The organism is Ruegeria sp. CDSA020 (assembly GCF_059612345.1).
In genome coordinates, this window is the sequence record NZ_JBXWQK010000001.1 from 47,723 (window position 1) to 64,292 (window position 16,570).

A 16,570-nucleotide genomic window follows, 5' to 3' on the forward strand; every position below is an offset into this window, starting at 1 on the left:
CCGTCAACCTTGCAGGCTGGAACATTCCTCAATCAGGGTGTTTTTTGCCTCTGGACCTTCTCGATTTTGAGCGCTAATTCAGTGTCCGTGGCCCAAGTGGCGGAATGGTAGACGCAGGGGATTCAAAATCCCCCGGTAGTGATACCGTGCCGGTTCGAGTCCGGCCTTGGGTACCAAAGTAAAAACAGAGGGTTAGGGGAACCTGCCTTCTGTTTTTTCTTTCCGGCAGTTCTAATTGCTCGCATTCCCAACTCACACTTTCGCGTTCTGGTCAGAATTCCCGATGTCAAAAGCGCATAATTGGATGTGTTTGCGGTCACTGCGGGGCAGATGCGCAAGAAAAGCTTCAAAGGCGGGGAAAATTCAGGGGGGCTTGTCAAATCTGAGGATACGCCTGCTTTGGTGACCTGCTGGCCTTGACAAGCTAATGCTCAGAATGAAACCTCTTACGGGTTGGGAGATTCTGAAAAATCAAAGATATGCCTGCTGCATAGCGGGCGTTGTTGCATATCGCAGGGCCATTTATCCGGCGCTTTGATGTGTCTCCCACCAGAAAAATAATGGGAGTTCACTTATGAAAAACAGCAGCAAGCTTAGCCTCGGCGCGGTTGTCACGGCGGCTCTGATGGCGCCTGCGGCCTATGCCGAAGAGTTTATCACGATCGGCACAGGTGGCGTGACCGGGGTGTATTACCCAACTGGCGGTGCAATCTGTCGTCTGGTCAACAAAGGGCGCAAGGAACATGGCGTGCGCTGCTCGGTCGAATCGACCGGCGGTTCCGTGTACAACATCAACACCATTCGCGAAGGCGAGCTGGAGTTTGGTGTCGCGCAGTCCGACTGGCAGTACCACGCCTATAACGGCAGCTCGAAATTCGAAGAGGCCGGCCCGTTTGAAAACCTGCGCGCCGTCTTCTCGGTTCACCCCGAACCGTTTACCGTTGTGGCCCGTGCCGATTCCGGTGTGACCAATTTCGAAGACCTGAAAGGCAAGCGCGTAAATATCGGTAACCCCGGTTCCGGTCAGCGTGGCACCATGGAGGTTCTGCTGGGCGAAATGGGCTGGTCCACTGACGATTTCGAACTGGCGACCGAGTTGAAGGCGGCGGAACAGTCTGCGGCGCTTTGCGACAACCAGATTGACGCAATGGTCTATACCGTGGGTCACCCTTCGGGCTCGATTCAAGAAGCCACGACGGCTTGCGACTCGGTTCTGGTCAATGTCAGCGGCGAGGCCGTGGACAAGCTGGTCAACGACAACTCGTTCTACCGTACAGCTACCATTCCCGGCGGCATGTACCGCGGGTCGGATGGTGATACCGCGACATTCGGCGTTGGCGCGACCTTCGTGACTTCGGCGGACGTGTCGGATGATGCGGTTTATGCGGTTGTCAGCTCGGTTTTCGAGAACTTCGATGACTTCAAAAAGCTTCACCCGGCATTTGCCAACCTCAAGCCCGAAGAGATGATCGCGGACGGCTTGTCAGCCCCGCTGCATCCGGGTGCCGAGAAGTACTACAAAGAAAAAGGCTGGATTCAATAAGCCAGACCTGACGCGGGGTGCCCGTCGGGCGCCCCGCACAAAACCCGTATCAAGCGGGTGATGCAGAAGGCCGCAAATGGCCACGACGGGGAGACATTTTCATGAGTTCCGAGACACAATCGAACCGCCCGCTATCCGAAGAAGAACTACAGGATCTGGTCGCATCTTCAGATGCCGGAGGGCGTAATCCGGTTGGGAATGTAGGCGTTTTCCTTGCGATCGTGGCGGCGATCTGGTCGATCTTTCAGGTCGTACTTGCTTCGCCCCTGGCGAACTATGTGTTGCCCGGCAGCGTGGTTAATAATTCGCGTCAGTTTCACCTGGCCTTTGCGATGTTTCTGGCCTTTGCAGCCTATCCGGCGCTGAAATCCAGCCCACGGGATTATATCCCTGTGCAGGATTGGATCATGGGCCTTCTGGGCGCGTTTGTGGCGCTGTACGGATATTTCTTCTATACCAAGATCGTCGATGCCGGAGGGCTGGCAGACAACACTGACAAGTGGATCGCGCTGGGTGGGCTATTGCTGTTGTTCGAGGCCGCGCGCCGTGCGCTTGGCCCGGCGATGGCGATCATTGCGACGATCTTTTTGGCCTATGTCTTCTTTGGATCATCCGAATGGGTGCCCGAAGTCATCCGCTGGAAAGGCGCCAGCCTGAAAAAGGCGATGAGCCATATGTGGATCACCTCCGAGGGCGTGTTCGGTATCGCCTTGGGTGTTTCGACCAAGTTTGTATTCCTGTTTGTTCTGTTTGGCGCCTTGTTGGATAAGGCCGGGGCAGGGAACTATTTCATCAAGATGGCCTTTGGCGCGCTGGGTCACCTGCGCGGCGGCCCCGCCAAGGCGGCGGTTGTGGGCTCAGCTGCGACCGGTCTGATCTCGGGCTCGTCCATAGCAAACGTTGTGACTACTGGTACCTTCACCATTCCATTGATGAAACGTGTTGGGTTCAGCAGCGAACAAGCAGGTTCGGTCGAGGTCGCCAGTTCGGTGAACGGGCAGATCATGCCACCCGTCATGGGCGCTGCAGCCTTCTTGATGGTAGAATATGTGGGTATTTCCTATGTCGAGGTGATCACCCACGCCTTCCTGCCAGCGGCGATCTCATACATTGCTCTGGTCTATATCGTGCATCTCGAAGCCGTAAAGCGGAACATGCCCACATTGGGCGACCGCGAAGTGAAGCTGGCACGTACCGTGGTTGGTATGTTCTCGTTCTTCATTGTTTTTGCTGGGCTCTGCTATGGCTCTCAATTCCCTGTGGAGGCGGTGACAAATTGGATGCCGAACTCGGCCGGTCTGGTCCTCAGCCTGATCATCTGCGCAATTTACGTGGCGCTGCTGTATCTGGCCGCACAGGTGCCCGATCTGGAACCCGATGACCCGAATGCCAAAGAGGTGACGCTGCCGGTCATTAGCGAGATCTACAAGGCCGGTCTGCATTACCTTCTGCCGATCATCGTGCTGGTCTATTTCCTGATGATTGAACAGAAATCGCCCGGTCTTTCGGCCTTTTGGGCCACGTCCTTGCTGTTTGTGATCCTGCTGACGCAGAAACCGCTGAAGGCGATGTTCCGGGGGCAAAGCAACCTCTACAACGCGTTCATCGACGGTGTCGCGGATCTGTGGCAGGGCATGATCGACGGCGCGCGCAACATGATCGGTATCGCGCTGGCGACGGCCACGGCGGGTGTGATCGTGGGAACCGTTACCCTTACCGGTGTGGGCCAAGTGATGGCCGATCTGGTCGAGTTCCTGTCTGGCGGCAATCTGATCCTGATGCTGATCATGGTCGGTATCCTCAGCCTGATCCTGGGCATGGGCCTGCCGACCACTGCGAACTATATCGTCGTCAGTTCTTTGATGGCCGGTGTGGTCGTGGAGCTGGGCGCGCAGAGCGGGCTGATTGTGCCGCTGATCGCGGTGCATCTGTTTGTCTTCTACTTTGGCATCATGGCGGATGTGACGCCGCCTGTGGGGCTGGCCAGTTTCGCCGCTGCTGCCGTATCGGGGGGCGATGCGATAAAGACCGGATTCATCGCCTTCTTCTATAGCCTGCGCACGGTCGCGTTGCCGTTTGTCTTCATCTTCAACACAGACCTTCTGTTGATTGATGTGACCTGGGTCGAAGGGATAATCGTTGCGATATTTGCGACGATAGCGATCCTTGTCTTTACGGCGGGCACGATGGGCTACTTCCTGACCCGCAGCCGGATCTATGAAAGCGTTGCCTTGGTCGCGGTTGCTTTCGCACTATTCCGTCCGGATTACTTTATGGACAGGATTTCACCCCCATATCAGACCGTTGAACCGGCAGCTTTCACCGAAACGATCGGGGAAACACCGCCCGGAACCGAGGTGCGTCTGGTCATCAGCGGCCCGGATTTCGACACGCTTGAGATGGTGGATACCACGGTTGTCGTCTCTGTCGGCGACGAAGACGGCGGTCCTGCACGGGTTGATGCGATGGGTCTACTGCTGATCGAAGAGGACGGTCTGATCAAGCTGGAAGAGCCGCTGTTCGGCGCGCCTGTTGCCGATGATCTGAGCATCTTCGACTATTACGGGGATGAGGCCGTGCGCCTGACCTCGGTCAGCCTGCCGTCAAGCCAGCCACCCAAGCAGCTGGTTTATATCCCGGCGATGATCCTGTTGGGTCTGATCGCCTTCCTGCAACGCGGCCGTGCCGCCAGACAAGGGGTGCCCGCATGACACGTTCTGTTCTGTGTGCTGTTGATATCAGCAATGGCAAAATTGATGGCCCGGTCCTTCAAAAGGCCGCTGCATTGGCCGATTTGGAGGGGGCGCAGCTGGATGTGGTCAGTGTTCTGCCCGATTTTGGAGAAAGCTGGGTGTCCGGCTTTTTCCAGGCGGATTTCCATGAAAAGGCTTTGGCCGAGGCGCAGAAACAACTGACTGAGCTGTGCGCATCAACATTGGGCAGTGAGCGCAATGAAAAGATCCGCCATGTGGTGGCCACGGGCACGGCCTATCAGGAGATCCTGAAAACCGCAGAAAGCGCCGGATCTGACCTGATCGTCATTGGGGCGCATAAGCCGGACTTCAAGGATTACCTGCTGGGTCCGAATGCTGCGCGCGTCGTGCGGCATTCGACAGTCTCGGTCTACGTGGTGCGATGATCTAATACCCGGTCATTTCAAGATAGCCACGGCCTGAATGGCTGCCTGAGACCTTAACGGGCCCCTCCCAATAGGCAAAGCGGGTTGCCATCCAGGCTTTGGGTGTCAGGGCGCTGACGACAATATCCACCCCGCGGGCGGGGAGTGTAACACGCCATTCAATCGGGATATCCCGGTCAGCGACATGAGCGGTCTGAAGCGGTTCAAAAGAAACAGAGCCATCGGCAAGCGCGGTGGTTTCGCCATCCTTGCCGATCCACGTGGCAGAGGTGAAATCCTCAGCCTCTCCGCGCAGGCGAAAGGCCATCAGCTTGTCGCCGCCCTCGAAGCTGAGCGAGAACCAATCCCATCCGCTTTGATCCTCGGCCAAAGGTTGCGAGGACCATTCCCGGTCCAACCAGCCCTGTCCGGTTACCGCAACATCCCCATCCGGCAAATGCAGGGTTCCTGTCACGTCGAAAAACGGCTGTGAATAGTAATAGCTTGCCTGCCCCTGCGCAGATTTGACCGAATACCCGGCATCTCCGTGAAAGACCAAAGGCCCCATTGCACGCAGTGACAGATCGTATCCGAAATCAGCACCATTGGCCCGCAGCTCCAGCCTATCAAAGTCTGGGCCACGCATGTACCACTCGTCGATCCAGGCCTCAAATGGGGTGGCGGTGACCCCGGCCTGACCGATCCCGCCGCGCGACAGGCGCTCTGCGAAGTAATGGGCGTCGGGGGTGGTCAGGGCCGCATGGCCCAACCACAGCTGCGGGCTTTGCCAGGATTGCTCTTCATAGGGTTTCAGCGCCGAGCGGAACAACGTCCACTGCACCCCATAATCGCGCCCGTCTTCTCCTTTCAGGTTTGCGGTCAGATACCACCATTCGATCCTGAAAGTGGGATGGGGACCGTGATCCTGCGGAAAGCTCAACTGATACCCAAGCTGGGGGACGTCGAACCCGTCGGCCTCACCTCCAAGACCGGCAAAGCCCTGCGCCCGAAGTTGGGCGGGCAATAGCAGGGCCAGAATTAGGAACCAGACTTTAGCGTTCATTGGCAAACACTCTTAACAACTCGGCAGGCGGGATGCGCAGCAACCGAAGGGCTGGAACCGCAGCGGCGATAACAGCGGCCAGTAAGGTCAGAAGAAATAGATAGAACCAGTCGCTTGGGAATAGGTACATTGGTAACCGCCAGCCAAACGCCTCGACATTGATGACCGTCAGCAACGTCCAGGCCAGAACCAACCCAAGCGGCAAGGCCAGCGCGGCGGTCAGAGAGGCGAGAAGCACGCTCTGCGTCAGTTCAAACCGCGCCAGTTGCGCCCGCGTCAGGCCAAGCGCCCAGACCGGGGCGATCTGAGGCAACCGTTGTGTCCAAAGCGTCAGCAGGCTGGTCAGGATCGCAAATCCAGCAACCCCGAGCGTCAGGATATTCAGCGCAGAGGTCACCACAAATGTGTCTTCGAAGATTTCCGTGGATCGGGCCTTCATGTCAGCTTGATGAACGACTGCCTGCGGAGGAAGGTCAAATTCCGCCCGAAGCCTTTCGGCAACATCGCTGGCTTGATCAGGGGGCATGCGAACGCCATATCGCCGTTCCTCGGTATTGGGTGCGATGTCTTCCAAAAGCTCCATCGACACGATGGCTTGTCCGGTTGGATTGCCATAATCAGAATAGACCCCTGCAATGACCAGCTTGTGACCCGGGCGGAGCGTGATTTGATCTCCGGGCCACAGACTGGATCTGCGCGCAAGCTGTTCGTTGATCAGAACGGCGGTTCCGGACATCACCTGATCCCATACTCCGGGCACTGAGGCGATCAGCGGCCAGTTTTCTTGATAAACCGGATTGTTCACCACCCCGTAAAGAAACAAGGGGCCGCTTCCGTGCGACAGCTCGACGCTGCGGATCGGCAAAACGGCGTCGACCTGAGGCAGCAGCCATTTCTTGATGTCCTGCGCCTGTTGTTCGTCGGATGCGGTTATATACAGTTCTGATGTCAGTCGTTGGTCAAGCCACCCGGTAAATGTCAGCCGGAAACTCGACACCATGGTGCCCACGCCGATGTTCGCGGCCAATGCCAACATCAATGCCATCAGGGCCAAAGAGAGACCGGGCAGTTGCGCCTGCATGTCGGCGAATACCCATTGTCTGACCGGGCCGTTCTGTAGCTTCTGAAGTCCGGTTACTGCGATCAGCAAGAGAAACGGTAAAATCAACGCAGAACCCGTCAGGATTCCGGCAACCAGCACGAACCCTGCGACCAAACCGTCGGCCACAAAGATTGAAACGATCCCCAACCCAATCAGGAATACTCCGATCAGAGCCAATCTTTTGGTTGCAGTGTCATCCCCCCGCCAGGCCTGCGGACCCGGGCTTGATAACAGCGGCAGCCGAGCCAATCGGAACAAAGCCTGAGAACTGGCCAAGAGCGTTCCGAACAGGGCCATGGCCAAGCCCGCGAGAACCCAGTGCAGTTGAAGCGATAGCTGACCTTCAACTGGTGCACCATACAACCCGCGTAGGGTGGATGCCACGTCGGGCAGCAAGGCCCCGGCCAGCAAGAACCCCAGGACCAGACCGGCGCCCCCTCCAATCAGGGCCAACAGCGACAGTTCGGCCAGGATGATCCAGATGATCCGGCGCATCGATACGCCCAGCGCACGGATTGTCCGGATGATCGCTCGGCGCTGCGCAAAAGCCAACCCGACGGTGCCATGGACGATGAACAGCCCAACGGCAAAGGACAAAAGCGCGAAGGCAGAGAGGTTGAGGTGGAAGCTCTCTGTCAGTTGAGCCGTGTCCAATCTGGTTGAGGCTGCAATTCGTGTCAGATCAGGAGCGATCTGCTCAAGCGGAGGGATCGCTCGGGGTTGATCAGGCAGGATGACCAGACGTGAAATCTGCCCCTTTTTGTCAAGCAGCTGTTCGGCGATGCCAATATCGGTAAAGACCAGATCAGGCGGCAGCGCGTCGCTGGACAGGATCGGCGGCAGGTCGCTGGCTTGCTCCAGAACCTGGGCCAGTTCCGGCGCGACCAGTATCCTGCCGGGCGCGGTCAGCATGTCTGCGGGATCGGGCGGCGTATCGCTTTGTTCCAGACGGCTAAGGGCGGGCAGGGGTGGAAAGGCGACCATGTCGACCCCCATGACCTGCAGATTGCGCCCGCTATGGCGCCAACGCCCCTCAAGCACCGCAGCGACCTGCCAGCCAGCCCGACGCAAGCTGACATAATGGTCGATCGTCAAATTCCCCGAGGTGGCGTGCAATTCATCGTATTGACCAAATGAGAGTTGATCATTGGCCCGTTGATAGCTTGCCCGCGCCTCGGAATTTATGGCTTGAACTGCCGACCACAGCCCGGTCGCAAGCGCAATGCCGGTCAACAAGGTTAACAGCTGAAGCCAATGGGCACGCCAGTGCGACACCAACGCCTGTATGATGGCCAAAGTCACGAGATAAGGCCGCCGGACAGGCGGACCTGTTGGTCCAGACGGGCTGCTATGTCCTGCGAATGTGTCACCAAAAGCAGGGCTGCGCTGGTTTCGGCGACCAGCGCAAGCATCAAATCCAATACATTAGTGCTTGCGACCTCATCCAGATTTCCTGTTGGTTCATCCGCGAGCAAAAGACTGGGGCGCGGCGCAAGCGCGCGCCCGATGGCAACGCGTTGCTGCTGGCCGCCTGACAGGTTCTCGGGAAAGCGGTTCAGCAGGTCCCGCAATCCCAGTTTGTCGGCAAGATGATCGCACCAGTCCGGATCATGTTTACCGGCAAGCCGGGCATGGAAGGACAGGTTTTGGCCGACCGTCAACGACGGGATCAAATTGAATTGTTGGAATACCAGGGCCACACGCTCGCGCCGAAGGGCTGCGCGCCCGGTATCGTCTAGTGTGGACAGGTTGGTTCCGCCCAGTGAGATTTCGCCCGCATCGAATATGTCCAGCGCACCTGCGAGATTTAGAAGCGTGCTTTTGCCACTGCCACTTTCCCCGGTTAGGGCAAGCGTTTGGCCATGGTCCAACGACAGAGATACTCCGTTCAAAATCGGTCGACCGTTTGCATATGATTTATGGACATCAGTTATTTTAAGCAGCATTCATAGGCGCCCTGTATTCTGCCACTCACAATTTGCAGCCGACCGGGCCGGTGTCCAGTTCAATGGCGCTATCGTTTCCATTCGTCGCAGACGCAGGGTTGCCCAATCCTGCATTTGAAGCGATTGTGACGAGACTTAAAAACAGAGGGGATGGGCGCCGGTGACCTTATCCGAGCAGATTATCTGGGGAAGCGTTTATTTGGGTATCTGCTTTTTGATCGAAATTGCCCTGCTGACCTGGTGCATGCAGATCATCCGGGTGATGTCGATCAAACTGGAAAAAAGCAAAAGGTTCGTCACCATTGCAAGCCCGCTGACTATCGCGCTGATTTTTATCGTGATGATCCATACCTTTCAGGTCTGGCTTTGGGCGATTGTCTGGGTCTTTGGGGATGTTCTGGCGGACTGGAACTCGGCGCTGTATTTCTCTTTGGTTACGTTCACAACGCTGGGTTACGGCGACATTGTTCTGGACGACGGGCTGCGCATTTTTGGTGCCTTCGCCTCGGTCACCGGGCTTTTGGCATTTGGGCTGTCCACAGCCTTTTTGGTCGCAGTCATGTCGCGGGTGCTGCAGGAAGAGTCGATCCTTTAAAGGATTGGTGCGAACAACCGCGCCAGAGGCGAGCCGAACCGAATATAGGCCGGTTGTTCGGGCAAGGTTTTGTCCAGCTCATAGCTGGATTCAAAGTCCATCAGCAGCATGTTATGAACCGCATGGGCCGCGTCCTTGTCAAAGAACAGGGCCATCGCCTCAAAATTCAGGCGGAAAGAGCGATTGTCCAGATTGGTGGTGCCAACAGCAGTCAGAGTGTCGTCCACCAGAAATACTTTTTGATGCATGAATCCATCAGTGTACCGGTAGACCCTCGCGCCGCATTCCCTGATCTCGTCGAAATAGGCAAAGGCCGCCAGCCAAGGTAAGCGGTGATCAATCACGTCGGGAACCAGAATGCGAACATCTACCCCGCGCATTGCGGCGTGGCGAAGTGCGGTCATGATGTCGATATCAGGAACGAAATAGGGGGATGCGATCCACAATCGTTCCTTTGCTTCCGTGATTGCAGAAAAGAACATCATGGCGCCGGTTTCGGTTTCGTCCCCCGGACCTGTGGCGACGAGAAGGGCGTTCATGTCCTGATCAGATTCCTGACCCGCCCAGGCCAGTTGATCTATCAGGTCTTCTTGATGCGCCCAGTACCAGTCCTCCGTAAAGATCAGTTGTAGTTGGCGCACGATATGTCCAGTCAGCCTTATGTGTGTGTCCCGCCAATGTCCGAACTTTGCGGACTGACCGAGATATTCGTCGCCGACATTGTGGCCGCCGATAAAGCCGATTTCACCGTCTATGATCACCGTTTTCCTGTGATTGCGATAGTTTAGCTGAAATCGCTGTCCTGGATGACGCTTTTCATGCTGACCGGCAACGTGAATTCCCGCCGCGCGCAGCGACGTGATGTAGCTTGTCGGTAGGCCATAACTGCCTACGGCGTCGGTCATAAAGCGAACTTGCACGCCGCGCTCTGCGGCAGCGATCAGTTTGCTTTGCAGTTGCCGCCCCAATCCGTCATCACGCACGATGTAGAATTGGACAAGCACATAGTCCTGAGCCGCGTCGATAGCCTGAAAGATAGCGTCAAAGGTTGCCTGCCCATCGACAAGCAATTCTGCACCGTTGCCGCGTGATATGGGTAGATGCGCAAGCTCTTCGAAAGGGAGTGGGTTGATCGTAATCATGCCCGGATCTGGGCGCGAAAAATCCGCAAAGCTCTTTATCCCTTCGACAACAGTCTCAGCGTGCTTTCGGGCCATGCGATACCCGCGAAAACGATGATGTCCCAGAAACAAGTACAGTGGTACGCCAGCTATCGGTGCCGAGATCAAAAAGACCACCCATCCCACGGCACCCTGGGGTGTGCGCGCTGTTTGAGCGGCGCGTATCGAAAAGACCGCGGCGGTCAGGTACAAACATAGGACAAAGAGGGAAACAAAGAGTGTCAGCATAGATGATTCGATCCTGGCATTTTCCTTAGTGTTTCAAGTTGCATTGGGGATTGGCCTGTTCAGACTGTATTCCCCGATGGTGGCCCTTCGTCGCCGAGTTCACCATTCAGGGACATCAAAATTGCGATCGGGCGCAATGCGGGTATATGGCTGAAGATGATCAGGATGCAGACGGTCAGCGGAACGCTCAGGAAGGCTCCGATCAGACCCCAGACCGTGGTCCAGAACATAAGTGCCAGAATGACGAGAAATGTCGACATGTTCAGCGATCGGCCCAGCATGGCCGGGTCCAGAAAATTACCGATCATGAACTGAAGCGTGCCACAGCCGAAAACTATGATCAGAAACGGCCCGATGCTTTCAAATTGGACCAGCGCAATCGCCGCTGGAAACAAAACGGCAATAATCGACCCAATCGAGGGTATGAAATTCAAGGCAAATGTCAGCACGGCCCATGTCTCGGAATACTCAAGACCAAGGGTTTTGAAGACCACATAGCTGATTCCAGCCGTTATCAGGCTGATAAAGGTCTTCACTCCGACATAACGCTGCAGACTAAAGGAAATCGCGTCCAGAACCAAAGCGAACTCGGCACCGGTTTTAGGGTCACCGGCGGCCATACGGATCTTTTTTCGGAACGCCAGACGTTCGGCCATCAGGAAGGCAACGTAAAGGCTGATGAGGAAAAACTGGTTCAGCAAAGACGTCGCGCTGCCCAGCAACATCCGGGCGACGAAAGACATATCAATGTTGACCAGATTGTCCCGGATGAAGGCCGTGATATCGTTGCCCACAAGGTCGTTTATGCGGTTAACGGCCTCGTCGAACTGGCTTTCGTATGTATTGATCGAGCGTGCAAACTGCGTCGCCTGATTGCCCAGAATATACATGATCATGAACAACCCGACCAAAACCACGGTCACTCCAGCCAGGTTAGCCAACCAGACCGGAGCCTTGGTCAGCGCAATAACCCGGTCACTCAGCGCGATGATCAGGACGTTGATCAGCAAGGCCATGGTCAGCGGGATCAGAAAAGCCGAGCCCGCATAAAGCCCCAATACGATCAGTGACACGACAATCGCGGTGTCGCGGACAACCGAAAGGCGCAACCTGTTCGGTATGCTTGGGTTCTGGTCGCTGGTTGGCATTTTTCGCCCGGCTTTGTGTAGGTTTCGTTTCGATCCTGCACGGGACAAAGGGATTATGCAATGCAACCAAACATTTGGAGTTGGTTAATTGCGTCCAGTCGGGTTTTGCCGGTTCTGGTTCGAATACAGTCAGGGTAGAGTTTTCGGATGACGACAAGTTTGATTCCCCTGACTGGAAGAGTAATTCGAGCCCTTTGGCTGGCCTTGGGGCGATTTGGGGCCAAAAACGGCATGGTCATGAGCAGCCACGTTGCCATGTCCCTGATGCTGGCCCTGTTTCCGTTTGTTCTGTTCACTGTGGCACTGGCTGGTACGCTGTCTCAGGATTATGTCACGGACGAGCTGATCGAACTGATCTTTGGCGCCTGGCCAAAAGATGTCGCCGGCCCGATTGTGGGAGAGTTGCGCTCGGTCCTGGCGGAATCAGGTTCGGGGGTAATCACCCTGGGCGGTTTGCTGGCCATTTTCTTTGCCTCAAACGGCGTAGTTGCGGTGCGGGCGGCCATGAACCAGGCCTATCATGATCATGACGCCTGGCCATTCTGGAAGACACGCTTGCTGTGCCTGGGATTGGTGATTGTTGGCGGGGCGGCCATTCTGGCCATCGCCGCCGTCGAAGTCGTCTTGCCAGTCTACACGCGCCTCGTGTCCGAAAAGACGGATGTTAACGTGTCAGACTGGTTGTCTGTTGATCGATTGCGTTGGACTTTTACCGTGGCGGTTCCTGCGGGCACAGTTATCGTTGCACATCTTGTGCTGCCGACGCGCCGCCATCGGCTTTGGCAAATCCTTCCGGGCGTTGTTCTGACACTCGCTCTGTGGGCGATGGGCGGTTGGGGCTTTTCGATCTATATCGGACAGTTCGCCTCGTACAGCGCTACTTATGCTGGTCTTGCGGGGGCGATGGCTGCGTTGATTTTCCTGTATCTATGCGCGGCCATCCTGATTCTGGGCGCTGAATTCAACGGCGCGCTGATGGATTTGCAGGATCAAATTAACGGACAAACCTGAAGGGCAGGGTGGCTGGGGCTGTAAAATAGCAATTCAAAGCCCGGTTTGCGTCATGAAATCGGCACGTTTCTTACCCAAACTGCATGGACTGTGACCCCGTACGCATCAAGGTGAGGCCTCATGACCAAACTGCCCGAAAGCGCGAAATCGCAAAATCCATCGTCGCTGACCCGGCGGATTGAAGAATTACGGGCAAAACCGGCGACGGATATCAGTCACGGTGAGGCATTGTTGTTGCAAGGAAACGCAATATCTTCGCTGCGTGAACAGCGCCTTGCTCGTTCTCTGGCTGACTTCGTAGATTAACTTCAGCCGCGAAATCCTGTTGCCACAACGAATTTTTCCGAACTGTCAGCGCGGGATGCCGGTGGTTTAACATGCGCCACCTTGTCAAACTTCTGTTTCAGAATCTTCTGCAGATCCCCTTCGGCCCCTCCGGCCAGAACCTTGGCGACAAACGTGCCGCCCTGTTCAAGCACATCAAAGGCGAAATAGGCGGCGGTTTCGCACAAGGCCATGATCCGCAAATGGTCGGTTTGTTTATGCCCCGAGGACGCAGCAGCCATATCTGACATCACCACGTCAGCTTTGCCACCCAACCAGTCTTTGACCTTCTGGTCGGCATCGTCCTCCATAAAGTCCAACTGGTGAACCTCGGACCCGGCCACCGGTTCGACCTCTTGTATGTCGACACCCAGAACAGTGCCGATTTTCTTACCGCTTTTCTCACCCAATGCATTAACGCGCTGGACCGCAACCTGCAGCCAGCCGCCTGGGGCGCAACCCAGATCGACGATGCGCGCACCTGGAACCAGGAAGCGGAATTTATCGTCCAGTTCCAATATCTTGAACGCCGCCCGCCCTCGATAGCCTTCGACCTGCGCGCGCTTGACATAGGGGTCATTCAGCTGACGTTCCAACCACCGGGTCGAGCTGATTTTGCGCCCGCGGGCGGTTTTGACCTTAACCTTCAGGTCGCGCTGCCCGCGGCCTGAATTGTTTTTGCCAGTAGGTGTCTTCGCCATCAGAACGGTCCGTCTTCCAATACACCGTCCGCGCTCATCTGCGCATAAAGCAGGCCTTCGCGCAGCCCCCGGTCCGCCACTGAAAGACGGTCGGTTGGCCAACATCGTAACAAAGCCTGCAATATGGCCGAGCCGGACATGATCAGGGCCTGGCGGTCATCGCCGATACGCGGATCTCTCCGCCGCCCCAGTGGGCCGAGTTCTAGATACCCGCGTATCACTTTGTCAATCTGATCGCTTGTCATGCGCAAACCGTCTACCTTGGTCCGGTCATACCGCTTCAATCCCAGATGTGAGGCTGCGACTGTCGTAACCGTGCCACTGGTGCCGACGATCTGAAAACCTTCGCGGGCTTGCTCATCCTTATAAGGCGCAAAATCGGCCAGGTTTTCTTCGAAAAACCAGCTCATCAAAGCAAACCGCGCCGCATCATCTTCGACATCATGGAACTGATCGCGCAGCGTCGCAACGCCGAGGGGAACACTGATCCAATCCACAACCTTGGCTGCAGGAAACGGGCTGTCTGTTGTATGAAATCCATTATGCAGACGCATAATCGCCGCCGGGCGATCCCGACGCGGAAGCGAGGATATGTCGATCCAGACAAGCTCTGTCGAACCGCCGCCAATATCCACAACCAACAACTGTTCTGTCTTAGTGGACACCAGCGGGGCACAGGATATTACGGCCAGACGCGCTTCTTCCTCGGGCTGGATGATCTCAAGCGTCAACCCGGTTTCACCCTTTACCTGGCGAATGAATTCACGTGAGTTTTTTGCACGGCGACAAGCCTCAGTTGCGACAAGACGCATCCGCTTGACCTTGTTGCGTTTCAGCTTTTGCTGGCAAATGCGCAACGCCTGAATAGTGCGCGCCATCGACGACCGAGACAAACGCCCCGTCCGCTCTAAGCCCGCGCCCAACTGCACGGATTTAGAGAAACTGTCCACCACATGAAACCCGCTGCCCTTGGGCTGGGCAATTAACATGCGACAGCTATTTGTTCCCAAATCCAGCGCGGCATAAAGCGCATCAGGATCGGGTCTTGCCGGCGCGGGGCTTTCGACCGCCTTCGGGAACGCGCCCGCACCTTTGGGACGCTTGGGCGCCATCTTCAACGCCCTCCGATTTACGAGTTACCCCGACCATAGGTCGGCCTTTTGGTTCGTGCAAGATACTCATTAAAGTGATGAGAATTTTGAGGTGCGGTTTACAGGAACAATTCGTTACAAGCCGTGTATCCCGTCGTAGGTGAAAACGTCGTTTGAAATGCGCCTTGTGTCGAAAATCGACCGACCTGCGACCACATTGAAGTTTAGAACCGGTCCATCTGGTTAGGAGGAATCAAAGCAGATGCCTGACGTCACCATCGTATACTGGCGCGACATTCCCGCCCAAGTCATCGTCGGCAAGGGCCGCCGGGGCGCAAAACGGCAGTTGGAAGAACGGTTCGAGCAAGCCATTGACCGCGCCGCCATGAAGGTGAACGCCAAGGATAGCGATGCCTATCTGGCCGAATGGCGCAAGGCCGCGCCTTTCGCGGTTGAGGGCGATCCGTCCGAAATTGCCGAACAGCAGGCTGTGCGTTTGGAAACGGAATATGATCAGGACCGTATCAAGGCTCTGATCGCCAATGACGGTTGGGCATGAGCTCGAAATCTATATGGGAGGCCGCTATGGCTTTGCTGAACTTCAAGAAACGTGATGCCGCCGAAAACGGTCCGGTAAATCCAACCGTCGAAGCCTTCCTGCAGGGCTATTCGATTGAGGTGATGCCGCGCACCGCCGAGAAGGTCGAGGATTTTCGCGCTTTGTTGCCTGAAGGCACACGCGTCTATATTGCCCATATCGAAGGCACTCCGATCGAAGACATGGTCAAGACCGCCAAGCGCATCGCGGCGGACGGCTATCCTGTTATGCCGCATTTTCCGGCGCGGATCATTAAAGACACGGCGACGCTGGAAAACTGGATTTCCATGTACCAGGGTGAAGCAGGTGTGGATCAGGCGCTGTTGCTGGCCGGTGGTGTCGCGAATCCTCATGGTGATTTCGACAGCTCGATGCAGCTGCTGGAAACTGGTTTGTTCGACAAGGCCGGGTTCAAGCGTCTGCACGTCGCAGGCCACCCTGAAGGCAACAAGGACATCGACCCTGACGGATCGACCAAGAATGTTGACGATGCGCTGCGTTGGAAACAGAAGCTCTCTGAGACCACGGATGCCGAAATGGCGCTGGCCACTCAGTTCGCCTTTGACGCCAAACCGATCATCGCCTGGGCCGACAGCCTGAAAGAGGCGGGGATCGACATTCCGGTTCATATCGGCATCGCCGGTCCGGCAAAACTGCAAACACTGATCAAATTCGCCATCGCCTGCGGCGTTGGTCCATCGCTGAAGGTTCTGCAAAAGCGCGCTATGGATGTGTCCAAGCTGCTGCTGCCTTATGAGCCCACGGATGTGATCACCGAATTGGCCAACCACAAAGCAGCCAACCCTGATTTCAATATTACAAACGTACATTTCTTCCCGCTTGGTGGCATCAAGACAAACGCCAACTGGGCCATCAACAACGGCGGCGCTTCGGCAAAGCCTGTAAACTCCTAAGGATCGG

Annotated in this window: 15 protein-coding genes and 1 tRNA gene; 9 read left to right on the plus strand and 7 right to left on the minus strand. The window is 56.3% G+C overall.

Annotation, left to right across the window (positions count from 1 at the left end; all coding sequences use genetic code 11):
- Window positions 1-90 precede the first annotated feature (90 nt).
- The 4 genes from AC2FJW_RS00250 (at window position 91) to AC2FJW_RS00265 (ending at window position 4,682) form a co-directional block, all read left to right on the plus strand.
- Window positions 91-176: transfer RNA gene (locus AC2FJW_RS00250), tRNA-Leu, on the plus strand.
- Window positions 177-574: 398 nt separating this feature from the next.
- Window positions 575-1,543: a TAXI family TRAP transporter solute-binding subunit gene (locus AC2FJW_RS00255; protein ID WP_142633669.1), complete on the plus strand. Its 969-nt coding sequence runs from the start codon at window positions 575-577 to the stop codon at window positions 1,541-1,543.
- A gap of 101 nt (window positions 1,544-1,644) precedes the next feature.
- Complete coding sequence (locus tag AC2FJW_RS00260) at window positions 1,645-4,254, plus strand: TRAP transporter permease (RefSeq protein ID WP_496691202.1); 2,610 nt, start codon at window positions 1,645-1,647, stop codon at window positions 4,252-4,254.
- Entirely contained in the window at window positions 4,251-4,682 is a 432-nt protein-coding gene (locus tag AC2FJW_RS00265) for a universal stress protein (protein ID WP_271947228.1), read from the plus strand. The genes AC2FJW_RS00260 and AC2FJW_RS00265 overlap by 4 nt, the downstream gene beginning before the upstream one ends.
- Before the next feature lies 1 nt (window position 4,683).
- Here AC2FJW_RS00265 and AC2FJW_RS00270 read toward each other — a convergent pair whose 3' ends face one another.
- From AC2FJW_RS00270 to AC2FJW_RS00280, 3 genes are read right to left on the minus strand one after another with little or no spacing between them, the layout of a single operon-like run.
- The gene (locus AC2FJW_RS00270; RefSeq protein WP_496748904.1) at window positions 4,684-5,724 is read right to left on the minus strand and encodes a lipocalin-like domain-containing protein; all 1,041 of its coding nucleotides are present in this window, start codon (window positions 5,722-5,724) and stop codon (window positions 4,684-4,686) included.
- Window positions 5,714-8,128, minus strand: coding sequence for an ABC transporter permease (locus AC2FJW_RS00275; protein WP_496695528.1), 2,415 nt, complete (start codon window positions 8,126-8,128; stop codon window positions 5,714-5,716). The genes AC2FJW_RS00270 and AC2FJW_RS00275 overlap by 11 nt, the downstream gene beginning before the upstream one ends.
- Window positions 8,125-8,772: an ABC transporter ATP-binding protein gene (locus tag AC2FJW_RS00280; protein ID WP_496748906.1), complete on the minus strand. Its 648-nt coding sequence runs from the start codon at window positions 8,770-8,772 to the stop codon at window positions 8,125-8,127. Before AC2FJW_RS00280 ends, AC2FJW_RS00275 begins: the two co-directional genes overlap by 4 nt.
- Window positions 8,773-8,932: 160 nt before the next feature.
- Between AC2FJW_RS00280 and AC2FJW_RS00285 the strand changes: the two genes are divergently transcribed.
- Window positions 8,933-9,367 (plus strand): ion channel, encoded by a 435-nt coding sequence (locus AC2FJW_RS00285; protein WP_271947221.1) that lies wholly within the window; start codon window positions 8,933-8,935, stop codon window positions 9,365-9,367.
- Here AC2FJW_RS00285 and cls read toward each other — a convergent pair.
- Together cls and AC2FJW_RS00295 are read right to left on the minus strand one after the other, a co-directional pair.
- The gene (gene cls, locus AC2FJW_RS00290) at window positions 9,364-10,776 is read right to left on the minus strand and encodes a cardiolipin synthase (RefSeq protein ID WP_496695526.1); all 1,413 of its coding nucleotides are present in this window, start codon (window positions 10,774-10,776) and stop codon (window positions 9,364-9,366) included. The genes AC2FJW_RS00285 and cls overlap by 4 nt on opposite strands.
- Window positions 10,777-10,835: 59 nt before the next feature.
- A complete protein-coding gene (locus AC2FJW_RS00295; RefSeq protein ID WP_496691208.1) occupies window positions 10,836-11,924 on the minus strand; it encodes an AI-2E family transporter in 1,089 nt (362 codons plus the stop codon).
- A 147-nt stretch (window positions 11,925-12,071) separates the two neighbouring features.
- Between AC2FJW_RS00295 and AC2FJW_RS00300 the strand changes: the two genes are divergently transcribed.
- Together AC2FJW_RS00300 and AC2FJW_RS00305 are read left to right on the plus strand one after the other, a co-directional pair.
- A complete protein-coding gene (locus tag AC2FJW_RS00300; protein ID WP_496748908.1) occupies window positions 12,072-12,935 on the plus strand; it encodes a YihY/virulence factor BrkB family protein in 864 nt (287 codons plus the stop codon).
- A gap of 120 nt (window positions 12,936-13,055) precedes the next feature.
- Window positions 13,056-13,241 carry a hypothetical protein gene (locus tag AC2FJW_RS00305; protein WP_496748909.1) on the plus strand — a complete coding sequence of 62 codons (186 nt, stop codon included), beginning with the start codon at window positions 13,056-13,058 and terminating at the stop codon, window positions 13,239-13,241.
- A gap of 2 nt (window positions 13,242-13,243) precedes the next feature.
- On the opposite strand, the gene AC2FJW_RS00310 is transcribed toward AC2FJW_RS00305, so the two are convergent.
- The gene (locus AC2FJW_RS00310; RefSeq protein ID WP_142633692.1) at window positions 13,244-13,960 is read right to left on the minus strand and encodes an RlmE family RNA methyltransferase; all 717 of its coding nucleotides are present in this window, start codon (window positions 13,958-13,960) and stop codon (window positions 13,244-13,246) included.
- On the minus strand, window positions 13,960-15,072 hold the full coding sequence (locus AC2FJW_RS00315; protein WP_142633694.1) for a Ppx/GppA phosphatase family protein: 1,113 nt from the start codon (window positions 15,070-15,072) through the stop codon (window positions 13,960-13,962). The genes AC2FJW_RS00310 and AC2FJW_RS00315 overlap by 1 nt, the downstream gene beginning before the upstream one ends.
- 241 nt (window positions 15,073-15,313) lie before the next feature.
- On the opposite strand from AC2FJW_RS00315, the gene AC2FJW_RS00320 reads away from it, so the two are divergent.
- Together AC2FJW_RS00320 and AC2FJW_RS00325 are read left to right on the plus strand one after the other, a co-directional pair.
- Window positions 15,314-15,610: a virulence factor gene (locus AC2FJW_RS00320; RefSeq protein WP_142633696.1), complete on the plus strand. Its 297-nt coding sequence runs from the start codon at window positions 15,314-15,316 to the stop codon at window positions 15,608-15,610.
- Between the two features lie 26 nt (window positions 15,611-15,636).
- Window positions 15,637-16,563 carry a methylenetetrahydrofolate reductase gene (locus AC2FJW_RS00325; RefSeq protein WP_496749172.1) on the plus strand — a complete coding sequence of 309 codons (927 nt, stop codon included), beginning with the start codon at window positions 15,637-15,639 and terminating at the stop codon, window positions 16,561-16,563.
- Window positions 16,564-16,570: the final 7 nt, after the last annotated feature.